Source organism: Microbacterium candidum, assembly GCF_030315975.1.
In the GTDB taxonomy this organism is placed as follows: Bacteria; Actinomycetota; Actinomycetes; order Actinomycetales; family Microbacteriaceae; genus Microbacterium; species Microbacterium candidum.
The window spans coordinates 174520-189818 of the sequence record NZ_JASXSZ010000001.1; the positions used below are offsets into that span (position 1 = coordinate 174520).

Sequence of the window (15299 nt, forward strand, 5' to 3'; positions counted from 1 at the left end):
AGCCCGGGCATCACAGCCCCCGACCGCGGGTGGCGGCTGTCGGCATCGTGTGCGTTCCGCGCGCCGATCCGCGACGCTTCAGCTGGTCGATGAAGGCCAGCACCTGGGCGACGGCGGTGTAGAGCTCGGTCGGGATCTCCCGGCCGATATCGCAGGCGGCGTGCAGCGCACGGGCCAGCGGGATGTCGCGGACCATCGGGATGCCGGCCTCCTCCGCCTTCTCACGGATCTTCTGCGCGACGACCCCCGCGCCTTTCGCGACCACCCGCGGGGCCGACTGGCCGGGCTCGTAGCGCAGTGCCACCGCGACATGCGTGGGGTTCACGAGCACGACGTCGCTGTCGCTGACGGCGCCGATCATGCGGTTGCGGCTGAGCGCGAGCTGTCGCGAGCGCCGCTGCGAGCGCACCAGAGGGTCGCCCTCGCTCTTCTTGTGCTCGTCCTTCGCTTCCTTCTTCGTCATGCGGGTGTGCTTGCGGTTGCGCCGGACGACCACGGCCACATCGATCGCGGCGAGGAGCAGACCGACGGCGACGGCGACCTCGAGGAGTGCGACGACGCCGTTCGTCGCCTGCTCGACAAGCCAGGCGACGGTGTGGTCGCCGCTCGCCATCAGCACCGGGACGAGCCCGGAGACGACGATCCACAGCGCGACGCCGATCGCCACGGTCTTCAGGAGCGCCCTGACGCCCTCCCATAGCGAATGCCCGCTGAACGCCCTCTTCAGACCCGCGAAGACGTCGAACTGCTCCGTGCGCATCGGGATGCCGCGCAGGTGGATCCCGCCCTGCGCGATCGCCGTCGCCGTGGTCGCGACGAGGACGACCACGAGCAGCGGCATGAGCACGACGCCGAGCGATGCCAGCGCCGAGGCCATCGCGTCGAGCGCTGCCAGGTCGGTGGGATGCTTCGCCACCCGCACGACCGTGAGGAGCTGCCCGGTCAGCACCTGCGCCGCGGACGCGATCATGCTCGGCATCATGACGGCGGCCGCGGCGATGCACACCCACGCCGTGAAGTCCTGGCTGCGACCGATACGGCCCTTCTTGCGGGCTTCCGCGAGGCGGCGCTCGGTGGCCTTCTCGGTCCGCTCCCCGGCGTCGCTCATCGGGTCACCCCCAGCAGGAGCTTTGCCGCGTCCCCGGCGAGGACGTCGACCACGCCAGGGAGGACGGCGTACACGAATCCGACCAGCAGGAGGGTGAGGCCGATCTTGATCGGGAAGCCCAGCGCGAACGCGTTCAGGGCCGGCGCGACGCGCGTGATCAGTCCGAGGCCGACGTCGGCGAGGAACAGCACGATGAGCAGCGGGCCCGCGATCTGCACGGCGCTGACCAGCATCTGTCCCGCGGCCCCGACGAGCGCGGCCGTCGGACGGTCGAGGTCGATCATTCCCGTGACCGGCACGGCGTCGAACGAGCGGAACAGACCGCCAAGCACCAGCTGGTATCCGCCGGACGTGAACAGGAGCACGATCGCGGTCATCTGGAACAGGCGCGTGAACGGCGCCGCGTTGATCCCTATGCCGGGGTCGTAGGCCTGGGCGAGCTGGAAGCCGCCGAACACATCGATGAGGCTTCCGGCGCCCTGGACGGCGCTGAACAGCAGCATCACGAGGAACCCGAGCAGAGCGCCCGTGATCGCCTGGCCGACGAGGGCCAGCAGGAACACCCCCGTGCCGAGCCGCACGTAGCCGGCGGTCACGACCGGCGAGACGGCCAGAGCGAGCCCCACCCCCAGCATCGCGCGGATGCGCATGGGGATCGACCCGTTGCTGAACGGCGGGGCGACGGCGAGGAACGCGGTGATCCGCACGCACGCGAGCGACGTCGCCTCGATCCACGCGAAGTCGAGGGGGATGTTCATCATCCACCGCTCAGCAGGGTCGGGATGCGGGCGAACAGGTCGTGCGTGAACGCCACGATCTCCGCGATCATCCAGTTGCCGCACACGAGGAGCGCGATCCCGACGGCGATGAGCTTCGGGACGAACGAGATCGTCATCTCCTGCACCTGCGTGATCGACTGCAGGAGCGACACCGTGAAACCGACGACGAGGGCCGTGATCAGCACCGGCGCGCACAGCTTCGCCGCGAGGAGCAGGGCCTCCTGCCCGATGTCCATGACCGCTTCGGGGCTCATCCGCTGCCTCCATACGACTGCACGAGCGACGTGATCACCAGGCCCCACCCGTCGACCAGCAGGAACAGGAGGATCTTGAACGGCAGCGAGATCATCACCGGCGGCAGCATCATCATGCCCATCGACATGAGCGCGCTCGAGACGACGAGGTCGATGACGAGGAACGGGACGAACACGATGAACCCGATGAGGAACGCCGCCCGCAGCTCGCTGAGCATGAACGCCGGCACGAGCGTGTAGAGCGGGATGCTCGCGGGGTCGGCCGGGTTCGGGAGCTGGGCCGCACGGTACATCAGGGCGATGTCCTCCTCGCGCGTATTGCCCAGCATCCAGGCCCGCAGCGGCACCTGGGCGAGGTCGAACGCCTGCGCGAAATCGATCCGGCCCGCGGTGTACGGCACGACGGCGATGGTGTTGATGTCCGTCAGCACCGGCCACATGATGAACAGCGTCAGGAACAGGCTGAGCCCGGCGAGCACCTGGTTCGGCGGGATGGACGGCAGAGACAGCGCGTTGCGCGTCAGCGCGAGCACGACGAAGACCTTCGTGAAGCTCGACATCATGAGGAGCAGAGCCGGCGCGATGCTCAGCACCGTGATGCCGAGCAGCACCATGACGCTGTCGGACGGCGTGCCGTTGACGCCGTTGATCGTGATCCCGCCCGTGCCCGGGTCGGGCGTCGCGGGCGGGGCCGGCGTCGCCACGGCCGCGTGCGCGCCGACGGCACCGAGCACGACCAGCACGAGCGCGAGGCCGATCGCGACGGCGGCCACCCGCCACGCACGTCGACGGGGACGCGGCGCCGGCGCCACGACGGTGACGGATGCGGGCACGCGGCACTCCGGACGTGGGTGTCGAGGCCGATCCGTAGCCAGGTTGTCGAGCGATCCGTGCTCTCCGCCGACTATCGCGACGGGACGGATCCGCGGTAACCGCGGCTCAGGCGACGGACTTCAGCGCGCGCCGGGTCTTCGCGATCGGCCCCGCGTCGACCTCCGGCTGCGCGATCTCCTCCGCGACGTCCGCCGGGATCGTCTCCTGCGTGTCGACCACATTGACGCCGTGCTCGGTCACCCCGAGGACGTACCGGATGCCGTCGAACTCGGCCACGACCAGCTGCGCCTTGCCGCCGAGGCCGGAGCGTGCGACGACGGTGATCTTCTCCGCCCGGGGACGGGGACCGGCATCCTGTCGCGCGGGAAGGATGGCGCCCATCCCCTTGAGCTTCTTCGGCAGCAGGGCCGCGAACGGATTGCCGCCGGCCGCTTTGCCCTTCTGCAGGCGGCGGTTCAGCCACAGAAGCAGGCCGAGCACCGCGGCGAGCGCGACGATCGTGCGCAGCGCGAGGAGCAGATCGCCCATGTCAGAAGCTCTCGGCGTGCTCGAGGATGCGCTCGACGCGTACGGCGAAATCGCCGTCGGCGACGACGACCGTGCCGTGTCCGATGAGCCGCCCGTTGAGCTTGATGTCCGCGGGCGAGCCTGCAGCCCGGTCGAGTTCGACCACGCGGCCGGGCTCGAGCGAGAGCACGTCGCGCACCGGCATCCTGGTCCTCCCGATCTCGACGACGACCTCCATCTCGACGCCCGCGATGCGGCTGAATCTGCCCGGTGCGGCGGAGGCTCCGGCGACGCGTTCGTCGTCGATGCGGACCGCGGCGCGCGCGACGACCGTGCCGTCCTCGCTCACGAGATCGAACACCTGCGTGCCGGGTGCCGTGAAGCTCTCGACGGCGCTCACGCGTACGCCGTCGCCGAGCGTCCCCACGCCGAGCACGGCGACGGCCGCCTCGAAGACCGGATGAAGCCGGTCTTCGAGCGGTGCGTCGGCGGAGCCGTCCTCGAGCGCGTCCGGGTCGGCCACCTGGATGGCGATCGTCGCCCCGGGCGTCCCGGTGAACGCGACGGCCACCGCCTCGCCTGCCGCGCCCGGGTCCGTCGACGGCGCCGGGATGACGGGGAATCCGAGCGGGAGCCTGGCTGCGATCGTGGCGGCGATCGCGGTCTCGTGGAAGGTGCTCATCGGTGGGTCTCCTCGTCGATGGTGATGATCGTGCAGGCGAGCCTCGAACCCCGGCTGCCCGCGGTGGCGCGGGCGATGGGGACGCCGCCGGCCACGAGCTCGAACGGCTTGGTCTCGGGATGGGGGAACCGCAGCAGGTCGCCGGGTGCGAGGTCCAGCACCTCACCTGCGCCGATCGTGATCGGCGCGAGGCGCAGCGTGACATCGAGCGGTGCGCTGCGCACCTGCTCGAGCGTCACGCTCGCGGTGTGCGCAGAAGGGCCGACATCCCCCGTCTCGGCCAGCCGGTCGACGACGGCGGAGGCCGGCAGCATGACGGTCGCCGTCGTCTCGGCGTCGCCGAGTCGCATCGTGTAGCGCGCGACGATGACGGCCGCGCCGGAGGAGACGACCTGCAGGAACTGCGGGTTGTAGTGCACACCGCTGAACGCCGGCTCGCCGGGGAGCAGCGAGCCGAGACTCGCGGAGAGATGCTCGAACGTGCCGTCCATGACGTGTCCGACGAGCGCGAGCTCGATCGGTGTGAAGGTGCGCGCCTCGGGGGGCGACGTGCTCTTGCCGCCCATCATCTGCACGACCCACAGGAGCGCGGTGCCGAGGTCGAACTGGACGATGCACGGCTCGTCGCGATCCGCGAAGGATGCCGTCACCATCGCCGTCGTGCCGGGGAGCGTGAGCGCATACTCCTCGTAGGTGACGACATCCACCGCCTCGAGCACGACGTGCGCGTGCACCCGGATCTTCGCCGTCAGCTGCGAGGACCACTGCCGTGCGAACGATTCGAAGGCGGCCTCGAGCCGGCGGAGGTGTTCGCGACCGAGCTGCGCGGGACGACGGAAGTCGTAGACCGGGTACCGGAGCGCCGGATCGTCCAGGATGCGGGCTCCGACCATGGCGGTCTCCTCGAAGATCATGGGCACGCTGCTCAGCCGCCGTTCCCGGGGCCGCGCAGGGCGGCGCGGCCCTGCGCCGCGGCGACGGACGGGATGAGGGCGCGGACCTGGTCCTGCTCGTTGGACTCCACCACGATGTCGACGCGGCGGTTGCTCGCGAGCGCCTCGGGGCTGTCGCCCTGGGCGACGGGTCTCGTGTCGGAGAAGCTCGTGGCGCGCACGCGCGCGCCGGGGATGGCCTTCTGCTCGATGAGGAACCGGGCGACCTGCGTCGCGCGGCCGGCGGAGAGCTCCCAGTTCGTCGGGAACGGGAAGGCGGCGCTGCGGTGATCGGCGTGGCCCTCGATGCTGAGCTGGTTGGAGACGCCGCCGAGGACGCCGCCGATCGCATTCAGGACCGCGTCGGCCTTCGCCGACAGCGCGGTGCTGTTGTCGGTGAAGAACGTCTCGGCGCCGACGAGTCCGACCTTCAGCCCCCGGTCGTCGATGCTGAACTCGACGGTGTCCTGCAGCCCCTCGGCCGCGAGCGCGGCGTACATCCTGTCGCGCAGGGCCTCGAGCGACTCGTATTCGACGGTGGCCCGCGCGGTTAGGGCTTCGACGCCCTTCTTGTCGACCAGCTCGGGCGGGATGACGAGGCCCGGCGTCGTGTCGGCGCCGGCCTTGGTGCGCTCGTGCCCGAAGCCGGTGGCGAGGCTGTTGGCGAGCATCTCGAACTTGCCTTTGTTGACGTTCGAGACGGCGAACAGCACGATGAACAGGCACATGAGCACGGTGACCATGTCGGCATACGACACCGCCCACCGCTCATCCGGCTCGACGTGGGCGGTGGAGCCGCGCGCGCGGCGGCTCGTCCTGCGCGTCGGGCTCACGAGGCATCCTCCGCGGCCTTCGCCGCGCCGGCCTTCGCCTTGCCGGTCTTCGCCGACGTCGCATCGGACGTCGCGCTCGAAGCCGACTTCGAGCCCGACTTCGAACCTGACTTCGACGAGACGCTGACGAGGGCCTCGAGACGCTCCTGCACGTGGTGCGGAGCTCCGCCCGCCTGGATGGCCAGCATCCCCTCGGTGACGATCGTCATGCGCTCGAGCTCGACGGCGGCGATGCGGTTCAGACGCCCGGCGATGGGGTTCCAGATGAAGTTCGCCGAGAGGAGGCCCCACAGGGTCGCGACGAACGCGGACGCGATCATCGGCCCGAGATGGTCGGGCTGGTCGAGCTGCTCGAGCACGTGGGTGAGCGAGACGACGGTGCCGACGATGCCGATCGTCGGCGCGTAGCCGCCGAGGGAGGAGAAGTACTTCGCAGCGACGTTGTTGCGGGTGGTGACGGCCGCCATCTCGTCCTCCATCACCGTGCGGAGGTCTTCGGCGTCCGTCCCGTCGGCCAGCGCCTGCAGGGCCTGGCGGGTGAAGTCGTCTGAGGCGGTCTCGACCTGCTGCTCCAGCGAGAGGAGGCCGTCCGCGCGCGCCCTCTCGGCGTAGTCGACGAGGATCGGGATGACCGCCGCGGGCGACGACTTCGGCCCGCGCACCATGCGGCCGAGGGATTTCACTGCCAGGACCGAGTCCCGCATCGTGTGGCTGGCGATGCCCACGCCGATCGTCGACCCGATCACGAGCAGCATGGGTGCGGGCAGCAGCAGCGCGTTGAGGCTCGCGCCCTCCAGCGAGATCGTCCCCATCAGCGCGCCGAAGGCGATGATCACGCCGATGATGAATGCGGGATCCATGTCATCCCTCCGGCTGCGCGGTGAGGCCGGATGCGGCGGCCAGCACCCGCGCGCGGTACGCGACGATCAGCCCGGTGAGCTCGTCGAGACTCTCCTTCACGACGAACACCCCGCCGTCGACCATGTGCAGCGTGGTGTCCGGGGAGGCGTACGCGCGCTCGATCAGATCCGGGTTGACCGCGAACCGTGTCTGGTCGAGGCGGGTGACGGTGATCATCGAGCGGTCTCCGGGATCGGACGGGGCGGATTCAGGCCCGACTATCGCGACGCGGCCCGCCCCGGGTAACCGGGGCGGGCCGCGTGCGGCGGGCGCGGGTCAGCGCTTGAGCTGCGTCAGCTCCTGCAGGATCTCGTCGCTCGTCGTGATGATGCGCGCGTTCGCCTGGAATCCGCGCTGCGCGATGATGAGGTTCGTGAACTCCTGGGAGAGGTCGACGTTGCTCATCTCGAGCGCGCCGGACACGAGCCCGCCGTAGCCTGCCTGACCGGCCTCGCCCATCTGCGCCGCACCCGAGTTGACACTCGTCCGGTACGACGTGCCGCCCGCCTTCTCGAGTCCCTCGGCATTGGCGAACGTCGCCATGGCGATCTTCGCGAGGGTCTGGGTCCTGCCGTTGCTGAACGTGCCGACGATCGAGCCGTCGCTCGTGATGGCGTACGACTGCAGCGAACCGGCCGCAGCGCCGTCCTGGCCGGTCACGGCCACCGTCGACATGCCCGCATAGCCGGTGACCGCGCTGAGATCGACCGTGACGGCGCCGGCCGGCAGCACGAGACCGCCGACCTGCTTGCCGTCGACGAAGGACAGCGCACCCGTCGCGCCGCTCGAGGGCTCCGTGACATCCCACCCGGTCGCTGTCCGCGTGAACGTGAGGCTCAGCGTGGACGGGCCGCCCTGCCCGTCGTACACCGTGATGTCCCGGATCAGCTCGTCGCCGACGGCGGCCGTCGACGGCAGGTTGCCTGTGACGGTCGCGGACGTCGTGGCCTTGGCCGGCGACACGACGCCCTTCGGCAGCACGACGTTGCCGGGTGCCTGGCCGGTGTTCACGACACCGTCCTGCGCGACCCAGCCCTGCACGATCGCGCCGTCGGCGTTGACGAGCTTGCCGGTCAGATCGAACGAGAACCCGCCTGAGCGCGTGTACAGCGTCTCGCCGCCCGAACGCACCGCGAAGAAGCCGTCGCCCGAGATCATCAGGTCGCCCGCGCGCCCTGTCGACTGCGTCGAGCCCTGTGCGAAGTTCGTGCGGACACCGGCGACCTGCACGCCGAGACCCACCTGCGCGGGGTTGCGCCCGCCGACCTGGCCGCTCGGGATGCCCGGGTTGCCGATGAGCTGCGAGAGGGAGTCTTCGAACAGGACCGAGGAGCCTTTGAATCCTGCCGTATTGACGTTGGCGATGTTGTTTCCGGTGACGTCGAGCATCGTCTGGTGCGAGCGCAGACCGGAGATGCCGGAGTAGAGCGAGCGGAGCATGGGTGTCTCTTTCCTGTGGTGGACGGTCAGGAGTTCGCGGAGGTGACGCCGGTGACGGCGTCGAGGGACACCGTCTTGTCGCCGATCGCCACGGTGGGGACGGTCCCGTCGAACGAGACCTTCGAGATGACGCCGGCGACCGTCCGGCCGGAGGCGTCCGTGTAGCTGGCCTGATGGCCGATGAGCGCCGTCGCCGCTTGGCGCATGCTGAGCGCGAAGGCCTCGGTGCTGTTGCTCGTCAGCGACGTGAGCTGCTCCATCATCGCGAGCTGCGTCGTCTGCGAGATCATCGCGTTGGTGTCCATCGGGCTGGACGGATCCTGGTTGGTCAGCTGTGTCACGAGCAGCCGCAGGAACGTCTCGCCATCGAGCTTCTGCTTGCGCGCTGCGGGCTCGGCCGCCCCGGCGGTGTACATCGAACTGACACCGCTCACGGCATCGACGGTCATGTTCTGGTCCTTTCAGGCGAAGATGTCGAGTCCGACGCCTCCGGCGACGGAGGATGCGGAGGGGATGCCGCGCACGACGGCCGTCGTGGTGGCGGCCCGGCGATGATGCGCATCGTCGCGCCGCGCGCCGGCATCCGACCGCTCGTCCTGCTGCCTTCCGGTCTGCGGGCCGGCGTCGCTTCCCGCTCCCGCGCCGGTGCTCGACCCGGACCCGAGGCTCAGAGTCGCATGGGGCATGGCGGCGGCGAGGTCACGGCGCAGATCGGCGACGATGGCGCGCAGGGCGTCGCGCCCCGCATCCGTCGCTCCGAGCAGCTCCACCTGCACGTCGCCGGTCCGGCTGATGTGGGCTCGGACGGTCACCGGGCCGAAGGCGTCGGGGTGCACCGTCATCGTGATGCGGTGGCTGCCGGCCGGCCGCTGCGCGACGCTGACGAGGACGGGCGAGATCTGTGCCGCGACATCGCGGCGGGTGGCCGCCGCGAGGGTGGCAGCCGGGTCGGCCGGAGCGGCCGCAGGCGCAGGCGCCGCGGGCACCGGCGCGACGGGGGCGGATGCCCCGGGGGTGGCAGCGCCGACCTGCTCTGGTGGAGGAGCGGACTCGTGCGAGGGCGAAGAGGGCCGGACTGCGGCCTGCACGGTCGCAGCCTGCGGGCTCGCGGCCGAGATCGACGAAGCGGATGCCGGCTCCCCGCCCGCCGTGGCGGCCGCTGCGCGCGGCGATGCGGCAGGGATGGGCGCGGCGACAGGCTCCGGCACGGCACCCGCCGGCGCCGCCGGCACTGCCGGCACTGCCGCGACGGACCACCCGACGTGCGGCCGCCCGTCGGACCGAGGCGCATCGGACGGCTGTGCGGAGGCGCCCGCGCCGGCAGTCGCCCCGGCTCCCAGCGCCGTCGGTGCACGCCCGCCGGCGGCAGCGGCACCAACGGCACTGGCGGCCGCATCCGCCGGCACCGCCCCGACCCCCGTCGACGTCGGAACCGCGCCGGCCGCCGAGACGGACACAGCCGCGCGCTGCGCACCCGCTCCCGGGTCGCCGGCGGCGGGCATCGGGCCGCCCGCCGCCTGCGCGGTCACGATCCCGACCGCATCCGCGAGTGGCCACGCCTGCGCCAACAGAACGGCTGCGGGGGAAGCCGCCTCCGTCTCCGAGGCGTCCGGCTCCGACGCGTGTCCGGCAGCGGGATGTCCGGCTGCCGCAGGCCCGCTTCCGACGAGGGACGTGGCATCCCCCGGCCGGACGGCATCCATCGACTTGCCGGCGAGCGCGAGGAGCGCCCCGAACAGCGCGCCGGACTCGTCCGACGCGCCCCCTGCCGTTATGGCCGGCGAGGCAGGAGCTGGCGCAGAGAAGAGGTCGACGAGCGTCACGCGGCGCTCCCCGTCTGCAGCGCGCGCACGACGGCGACCTCGTCGAGCGCGCTCTGCTCGGCATCCAGCTCGGCCTTCGTCGTGACCGCGATGTGGGCGGATTCGAGCCGCTCGAGGCCGCGCAGCTCGCGGCGGGCCTCGACGTGCGAAGCCTTCGCGGCGTCGGCCTCGGAGCGGCGCAGCTCGGTCAGGGTCTGCAGGTCGCTGAGGGCGCTGCGTCCGGCGGCGCGAGCCGCCGCCATCGCCAGCAGCGCGGGGCCGTCCCCGATGTCGCTGCTGATTCCGGCGAGGCTCGCCGCGGCGTTCTGCGCGCCGGACTGCGCCTGCGCGACGTCGGCCGTCGCGCGCGCGAGCTGCTCCGCCGCGACGCGCTCCTGGGCCCCGCGCACGCGCAGCAGGCCCGCCAGAGGAAAGGTCGTCATGATGTCGCTCCTCCGAATTCGGTGGTCAGTGCATGCAGCCGCCGCCACGAATCGGCGGTGGCGGTGAGGTCGTCCATGCGCTGGGTGAGGAAGCCGTCGATCGCCTTCTCGTTCGCGAGCGCCGCGTCGACGAGCGGATTCGCGCCCGCCCGGTAGGCGCCGATGTCGATGAGGTCCTGCGCCGACCGGCGGGCGGCGAGGACGCTGCGGAGGGTCACGGCATCCTGCCGCTCCTCGGCGGTCGTGATCGCCGAGACGACCCGCGAGACGGAGGCGAGCACGTCGACGGCGGGGTAGTGACCGCGGACCGCCAGCGCCCGGTCGAGCACGACATGTCCGTCGAGGATGCCGCGGGCGGCATCGGCGATCGGCTCGTTGTGATCGTCTCCGTCGACGAGCACCGTGTAGAGCCCCGTGATCGAGCCCACCGGTCCGGTCCCGGCTCGTTCGAGGAGCCGCGCGAGCACGGAGAACGTCGACGGCGGGTAGCCGCGCGTCGCGGGCGGCTCGCCGGCGGACAGGCCGATCTCGCGCTGGGCCATGGCGACGCGCGTGATCGAGTCCATCATCAGGACGACGTCGAGACCGGACTCGCGGAAGTGCTCGGCGATGCGGGTCGCCACGAACGCCGACCGCAGGCGCGCCATCGCAGGCTGGTCGGAGGTCGCGACGACGACGACCGAGCGTGCGAGACCCTCGGGGCCGAGGTCGTCCTCGAGGAATTCGCGGACCTCGCGACCGCGCTCGCCGACGAGCGCGATGACGTTGACATCGGCGGTCGAGCCGTGGGCGATCATCGACATGAGCGACGACTTGCCGACGCCGGAGCCGGCGAACAGGCCGAGACGCTGCCCGATGCCGACGGGCGTCATGGTGTCGAGCACGCGGACCCCGAGTCCCAGCTGACGGTCGATGCGCCGGCGGGCGAGGATGCTGGGCGCGTCGTTGCCGAGCGGGACGTAGGCTGCGTCCGGCCCGATCGGGCCCCGGCCGTCGATCGGCCGCCCGAGGCCGTCGAGCACGCGGCCGAGGACGGCGTCGCCGGTCGGCACGAGCATGGGCGCCCCGGCATGCCGGACTCGCGCGCGAGCCGTGATGCCCTCGACCGGGCCGAGGGGCATGCAGCGCGCGGTTCTGCCCTCGACCGCGACGATCTCGGCATCCACCGGCCTGCCGCCCTCCGTGTCGATCCGCACCCGGTCGCCGACGGCGGCGTCCACACCGCGCACCTCGACGCCGAGCCCGACGACGGCCGCGACGACGCCCGAGCGCTCGGGCCGCGCAGCCCCGAGCACCCGCTGCCATGTCGAGGTCGTCACGCCGTGTCCCCGTCGTCGCCGCGCAGCGCCCCGGCCGCGCGGTCGAGGGCCGCGGCGATCCGCGCATCCACTGCGCCGTCTTCGATCTCGACGATCGCGCCGCCGGGATCGACGTCGGCGGACGAGCTCACCTCGACGCGCGGCAGCATGCCGTTCGCCCGCAGCGTCTCCACGTCGCGCTCGTTGAAGGAGACGCGCCGCCACGCGGCGACCGGTGTCTGGGCGAGCGCGCGACGCAGCGCATGGGCCGCGGAGCGCGCGGCATCCGACAGCTCCGCATCCAGGATCGTGGTCGAAAGCTCCACGGCCAGCTCTTCGATCCGAGCGGCCGCGACGCCGGACAGCCGGTCGGCGCGCGCGTCGAACTCCGTCCGGGCGCCGTGCAGCGCGACGAGGGCGGAGGAGAGCGCGCGGCGGGCCTCGGCATCCCTGATCCGCTCCCGCTCGCGTTCCACCGCCAGCTCGCGCTGGGCCTCTTCGAGCGCCGCCCTGCGGCCCTCGGCGAACCCGTCCGCGTAGCCGCGCGCACGGGCCCGCGCGGTCTCGTCGCGGATGTCGACGGGCGCGTCGCCGATACGCGGCGCCACGAGCGGCGTGAAGGCGGAGTCGAACACGGCGGTCATCCCGGAGGTAGATCTCGGTGCCGGTCCCTGGCCAGGTCGAAGAGCGATCCGTGCTCGGTGCCGACTATCGCGACACGCGCGGGCGGCGGTAACCGCGGCCTACTCGACGAATTCGTCCTCGTCGTCGCGCGAGAGCGTGATCTGCTCCGCCGCCTCCATCTCCCGGATGACGCGGACCACCTCCGCGCGCGCCTCGTCGACCTGGCGCATGCGCACGGGCCCGAGGGTCCGCGTCTCCTCGGCCAGATTCTCGCGGTTGCGCTCGGTCATGTTGCGGTTGACGACCTCGCCGATCTGCTCGTCCGCGCCCTTCAGCGCGAGGGCGAGCACGCGCAGATCGAGCGTGCGCAGCACGCGCTGGGCGTCGCGGTCTTCGAGGCGCGCGATGTCCGCGAACGTGACCATGCGACTGCGGATGTCCTCCGCGAGCGCCTGATCGCGCCCCTCGAGGCTCGCGAGCAGCGACTTCTCGAGCGCCGTGTCGGACCGGTTGATGATCTCGACGAGCGGCTGCACCCCGCCGATGGCCTCATGCGCGTCGCGGGTCGCGAAGACGCCGGTGCGCGTCCGCAGAGAGTCCGCCACGATCGAGATCGCCTCCTGTGTGGCGGTGCCCATCGTCGCGATCGCCTGGGCGACGTCGGTGCGCAAGGGGTCCTGCAGGGCGGCGAGCACCGCCGCGGCGCGATCGGCGCGCAGGTTGGCGAGCACGACGGCGACCGTCGTGGGAAGCTCGCCCTCGAGGATCGTCGCGAGCTGTGCGGGGTCGGCCGCGTTCAGGAAGTCGAACGACACGGCCCCTTGCGACATGACGCGGCCGACGATCCCCACGGCCTTCTCGCGGCCGAACGCCGTCTCGAGGAGACCCGTGGCGAGCTCCTGGCCGCCGCGCGACGGCACCGAGCCGCCCGACGCGATCCGGCGGAAGTCGCCGAGCGCGCGCGCCGTGGAGGCGACGTCCACCCCGCCGAGCTGCGTGAGCTCGGCGGCCAGCAGCTCCGCACGGGCCTCCCCGAGACGCCGCAGCACCTCCGCACTCGTCGCGCGGTCCATGTTGAGCAGCACGATGGCGGCCTTGCGCAGGCCGCTCATCGCCGGGACGACGGCGCTCGAAGGCACCGGCTGCACCGCCGGCGCCGCCGTAGCCGCCGTGGCCGCCGTGGCCGCTGGGACCGTGGTCGACGAGGGGGCGAGCAGGCTCATACCGTCGCCTCGTCCATCAGGCTCACGAGGGCCACCGCGACGGCCTCGGGGTCCGTCCGCGCGATCTGGTCGATCTCGCGGCGGCGGCGCTCGACGAGCACCTGGTCGGGTTCGGGCTCGGGCTCCTGGATCTCCAGCACGGCGGTCGGCAGCGCCTTCGGCGGGTCGGATGCGGGCAGCGCCATGGGCTCGGAGAGGGCGCGCAGCGCGCGCAGCTTCTGCTCCTCGGTCTCGGTCATCGCGCCGAGCGCCTTGAGCGCAGCAGCATCCTCTTCTGCGTCGCGCCTGCGTCGCGAGCGGACCGCGACGAACACGGCAAGGATGATGGCGGCCAGCACGATCGCCCCGCCGATGATCGCGGTGCGGACGAGATCGGCCGTGCGCGCGGCGTCCTTCTCCGCCTGCGCGTCCGCGAGCGCCTTGTCGGCGGTCGCAGCGCCGGCCGTGCTGAAAGGGACGAACTCGACGGTCACCGTGTCGCCGCGTGCGGCGTCGACGCCTGCGGCGTTGGCGACGAGCGCCTGCACCTGCGCGGCCGTCACGGTGCCGGCGGCGGCCTGGTTGACCGCGATGCTGATGGTCTGGCGCCGCACCTCCCCCGCGGGGGTCACGGTCTTCTCGGTCGTCTTGTCGACGGCGTTGTTCCGGGTGGCCTCCTCGGACTGGAACGAGCCGGTTCCGTTCGCGCCGCCCGGCACGGCGATGTTGTCGGGGCCGAGCACACCGGTGCCTCCTCCCGCGCCTCCCGTGTAGGTCTCCTTCTTCACCTTCTCGGCCTGACTGAGGTTCCCCCCGGGCGCGGTGTAGGTCTCCTGCATCCGCTCGGAGGTCGAGTTGGCGACGTCGGCGGCGACCGTGACGGTCGCGTTGCCCGGGCCGACGATGGTCTCGAGCATCTGCCCGACGGCTGCCTCGACCTTCGTCTCGTACTCGGTCGCCTGCTTCGACGCCTTGCCGGTGAGGCCGGCGCCCGCCGCCGACAGGACCTTGCCCGCCTGGTCGGTGACCGTCACGTCGTCCGGCTTCATCCCGGGGACGGCCGCGCTGGTCAGGTGCACGATGGCATCCACCTGCTCGTCGCTGAGGGTGCCGCCCTTCTGGGTCTTGATGAACACCGACGCGGTCGGGTCCTGCTTCTGCGAGACGAAGACGCTCTCCTTCGGAGTGGCGATCTTGACGCTCGCCCCGGTGACGCCGTTCATGGCGCTGATCGTGTTGGCGAGCTCGCCCTCGATCGCACGCTTGTACGTCACGTCCTGCTGAAACTCGCTGGCGGTCACCCCCATCTTGTCCAGCAGGGTGTAGCCGCCGGTGGTGTCGCCGGGAAGACCGGCCGCCGCGGCGGTGAGACGCTGCGTGTACACCTGGTCGTCCGGGACGAGGATCGTGGCGCCGCCCTCGGTCAGCTCGTACGGGACACCGGCGGACTTCAGCTGCTCGACGACGGCCGACGCATCCGTCGCGCTCAGGCCGGTGAACAGCGGGCTCATCTTCGGCTGGGTGATCCACGCGCCGAGCGCGATGGCGCCCATGACGAGCAGCGCCACCCCGATGACGGCGATCGTGCGCTGCGGTACGGAGAACCCCGACACGACGCGCTTGACGCGGTCGACGAAGCTGGTGAGCATGTGCGGCATCGG

18 protein-coding genes are annotated in these 15299 nt (G+C 71.7%); all 18 read right to left on the reverse strand.

All coding sequences use genetic code 11. The annotated features are described in order from the left end of the window. Positions 1–10: 10 nt before the first annotated feature. Positions 11–1108 carry an EscU/YscU/HrcU family type III secretion system export apparatus switch protein gene (locus QSV35_RS00815; RefSeq protein ID WP_286285715.1) on the reverse strand — a complete coding sequence of 366 codons (1098 nt, stop codon included), beginning with the start codon at positions 1106–1108 and terminating at the stop codon, positions 11–13. Next, positions 1105–1866 carry a flagellar biosynthetic protein FliR gene (locus QSV35_RS00820; protein ID WP_286287803.1) on the reverse strand — a complete coding sequence of 254 codons (762 nt, stop codon included), beginning with the start codon at positions 1864–1866 and terminating at the stop codon, positions 1105–1107. The genes QSV35_RS00815 and QSV35_RS00820 overlap by 4 nt, the downstream gene beginning before the upstream one ends. After that, complete coding sequence (fliQ, locus tag QSV35_RS00825) at positions 1866–2141, reverse strand: flagellar biosynthesis protein FliQ (RefSeq protein WP_286285717.1); 276 nt, start codon at positions 2139–2141, stop codon at positions 1866–1868. Before fliQ ends, QSV35_RS00820 begins: the two co-directional genes overlap by 1 nt. Continuing rightward, a complete protein-coding gene (fliP, locus tag QSV35_RS00830) occupies positions 2138–2974 on the reverse strand; it encodes a flagellar type III secretion system pore protein FliP (protein WP_286285718.1) in 837 nt (278 codons plus the stop codon). Before fliP ends, fliQ begins: the two co-directional genes overlap by 4 nt. 106 nt (positions 2975–3080) lie before the next feature. Then, positions 3081–3503 carry a flagellar biosynthetic protein FliO gene (locus QSV35_RS00835; RefSeq protein WP_286285720.1) on the reverse strand — a complete coding sequence of 141 codons (423 nt, stop codon included), beginning with the start codon at positions 3501–3503 and terminating at the stop codon, positions 3081–3083. A 1-nt stretch (position 3504) separates the two neighbouring features. Next, on the reverse strand, positions 3505–4164 hold the full coding sequence (locus QSV35_RS00840) for a FliM/FliN family flagellar motor switch protein (protein ID WP_286285722.1): 660 nt from the start codon (positions 4162–4164) through the stop codon (positions 3505–3507). Next, the gene (locus QSV35_RS00845; RefSeq protein ID WP_286285724.1) at positions 4161–5078 is read right to left on the reverse strand and encodes a flagellar motor switch protein FliM; all 918 of its coding nucleotides are present in this window, start codon (positions 5076–5078) and stop codon (positions 4161–4163) included. Before QSV35_RS00845 ends, QSV35_RS00840 begins: the two co-directional genes overlap by 4 nt. A gap of 11 nt (positions 5079–5089) precedes the next feature. Next, positions 5090–5929 (reverse strand): OmpA/MotB family protein, encoded by an 840-nt coding sequence (locus tag QSV35_RS00850; RefSeq protein ID WP_286285726.1) that lies wholly within the window; start codon positions 5927–5929, stop codon positions 5090–5092. Further along, a complete protein-coding gene (locus QSV35_RS00855; protein ID WP_286285729.1) occupies positions 5926–6789 on the reverse strand; it encodes a motility protein A in 864 nt (287 codons plus the stop codon). The genes QSV35_RS00850 and QSV35_RS00855 overlap by 4 nt, the downstream gene beginning before the upstream one ends. 1 nt (position 6790) lies before the next feature. After that, on the reverse strand, positions 6791–7006 hold the full coding sequence (locus QSV35_RS00860; RefSeq protein WP_286285731.1) for a flagellar FlbD family protein: 216 nt from the start codon (positions 7004–7006) through the stop codon (positions 6791–6793). Between the two features lie 99 nt (positions 7007–7105). Beyond that, positions 7106–8269: a flagellar hook protein FlgE gene (locus QSV35_RS00865; RefSeq protein ID WP_286285733.1), complete on the reverse strand. Its 1164-nt coding sequence runs from the start codon at positions 8267–8269 to the stop codon at positions 7106–7108. 26 nt (positions 8270–8295) lie between these two features. Continuing rightward, positions 8296–8718: a flagellar hook assembly protein FlgD gene (locus QSV35_RS00870; protein WP_286285735.1), complete on the reverse strand. Its 423-nt coding sequence runs from the start codon at positions 8716–8718 to the stop codon at positions 8296–8298. A gap of 12 nt (positions 8719–8730) precedes the next feature. Continuing rightward, positions 8731–10092: a hypothetical protein gene (locus QSV35_RS00875; protein WP_286285736.1), complete on the reverse strand. Its 1362-nt coding sequence runs from the start codon at positions 10090–10092 to the stop codon at positions 8731–8733. Further along, the gene (locus tag QSV35_RS00880) at positions 10089–10514 is read right to left on the reverse strand and encodes a hypothetical protein (RefSeq protein WP_286285738.1); all 426 of its coding nucleotides are present in this window, start codon (positions 10512–10514) and stop codon (positions 10089–10091) included. The genes QSV35_RS00875 and QSV35_RS00880 overlap by 4 nt, the downstream gene beginning before the upstream one ends. Then, positions 10511–11833, reverse strand: coding sequence for a FliI/YscN family ATPase (locus tag QSV35_RS00885; protein ID WP_286285741.1), 1323 nt, complete (start codon positions 11831–11833; stop codon positions 10511–10513). The genes QSV35_RS00880 and QSV35_RS00885 overlap by 4 nt, the downstream gene beginning before the upstream one ends. Then, positions 11830–12456 (reverse strand): FliH/SctL family protein, encoded by a 627-nt coding sequence (locus QSV35_RS00890; protein ID WP_286285742.1) that lies wholly within the window; start codon positions 12454–12456, stop codon positions 11830–11832. Before QSV35_RS00890 ends, QSV35_RS00885 begins: the two co-directional genes overlap by 4 nt. 99 nt (positions 12457–12555) lie before the next feature. Further along, the gene (locus tag QSV35_RS00895) at positions 12556–13659 is read right to left on the reverse strand and encodes a flagellar motor switch protein FliG (protein WP_286285743.1); all 1104 of its coding nucleotides are present in this window, start codon (positions 13657–13659) and stop codon (positions 12556–12558) included. Further along, the gene (gene fliF / locus QSV35_RS00900; protein ID WP_286285745.1) at positions 13656–15296 is read right to left on the reverse strand and encodes a flagellar basal-body MS-ring/collar protein FliF; all 1641 of its coding nucleotides are present in this window, start codon (positions 15294–15296) and stop codon (positions 13656–13658) included. The genes QSV35_RS00895 and fliF overlap by 4 nt, the downstream gene beginning before the upstream one ends. Between the last annotated feature and the right edge of the window lie 3 nt (positions 15297–15299).

Excerpts from the sequence above, each read along its gene's own strand:
- QSV35_RS00865 (WP_286285733.1), bottom strand. The coding sequence starts at position 8,269 with ATGCTCCGCTCGCTCTACTCCGGCATCTCCGGTCTGCGCTCGCACCAG.
- QSV35_RS00860 (WP_286285731.1), bottom strand. The coding sequence starts at position 7,006 with ATGATCACCGTCACCCGCCTCGACCAGACACGGTTCGCGGTCAACCCG.
- QSV35_RS00870 (WP_286285735.1), bottom strand. The coding sequence starts at position 8,718 with ATGACCGTCGATGCCGTGAGCGGTGTCAGTTCGATGTACACCGCCGGG.
- QSV35_RS00890 (WP_286285742.1), bottom strand. The coding sequence starts at position 12,456 with ATGACCGCCGTGTTCGACTCCGCCTTCACGCCGCTCGTGGCGCCGCGT.
- QSV35_RS00880 (WP_286285738.1), bottom strand. The coding sequence starts at position 10,514 with ATGACGACCTTTCCTCTGGCGGGCCTGCTGCGCGTGCGCGGGGCCCAG.
- fliF (WP_286285745.1), bottom strand. The coding sequence starts at position 15,296 with ATGCCGCACATGCTCACCAGCTTCGTCGACCGCGTCAAGCGCGTCGTG.
- fliQ (WP_286285717.1), bottom strand. The coding sequence starts at position 2,141 with ATGAGCCCCGAAGCGGTCATGGACATCGGGCAGGAGGCCCTGCTCCTC.
- QSV35_RS00835 (WP_286285720.1), bottom strand. The coding sequence starts at position 3,503 with ATGGGCGATCTGCTCCTCGCGCTGCGCACGATCGTCGCGCTCGCCGCG.
- QSV35_RS00895 (WP_286285743.1), bottom strand. The coding sequence starts at position 13,659 with ATGAGCCTGCTCGCCCCCTCGTCGACCACGGTCCCAGCGGCCACGGCG.
- QSV35_RS00820 (WP_286287803.1), bottom strand. The coding sequence starts at position 1,866 with ATGAACATCCCCCTCGACTTCGCGTGGATCGAGGCGACGTCGCTCGCG.
- QSV35_RS00855 (WP_286285729.1), bottom strand. The coding sequence starts at position 6,789 with ATGGATCCCGCATTCATCATCGGCGTGATCATCGCCTTCGGCGCGCTG.
- QSV35_RS00815 (WP_286285715.1), bottom strand. The coding sequence starts at position 1,108 with ATGAGCGACGCCGGGGAGCGGACCGAGAAGGCCACCGAGCGCCGCCTC.
- QSV35_RS00840 (WP_286285722.1), bottom strand. The coding sequence starts at position 4,164 with ATGAGCACCTTCCACGAGACCGCGATCGCCGCCACGATCGCAGCCAGG.
- QSV35_RS00845 (WP_286285724.1), bottom strand. The coding sequence starts at position 5,078 with ATGATCTTCGAGGAGACCGCCATGGTCGGAGCCCGCATCCTGGACGAT.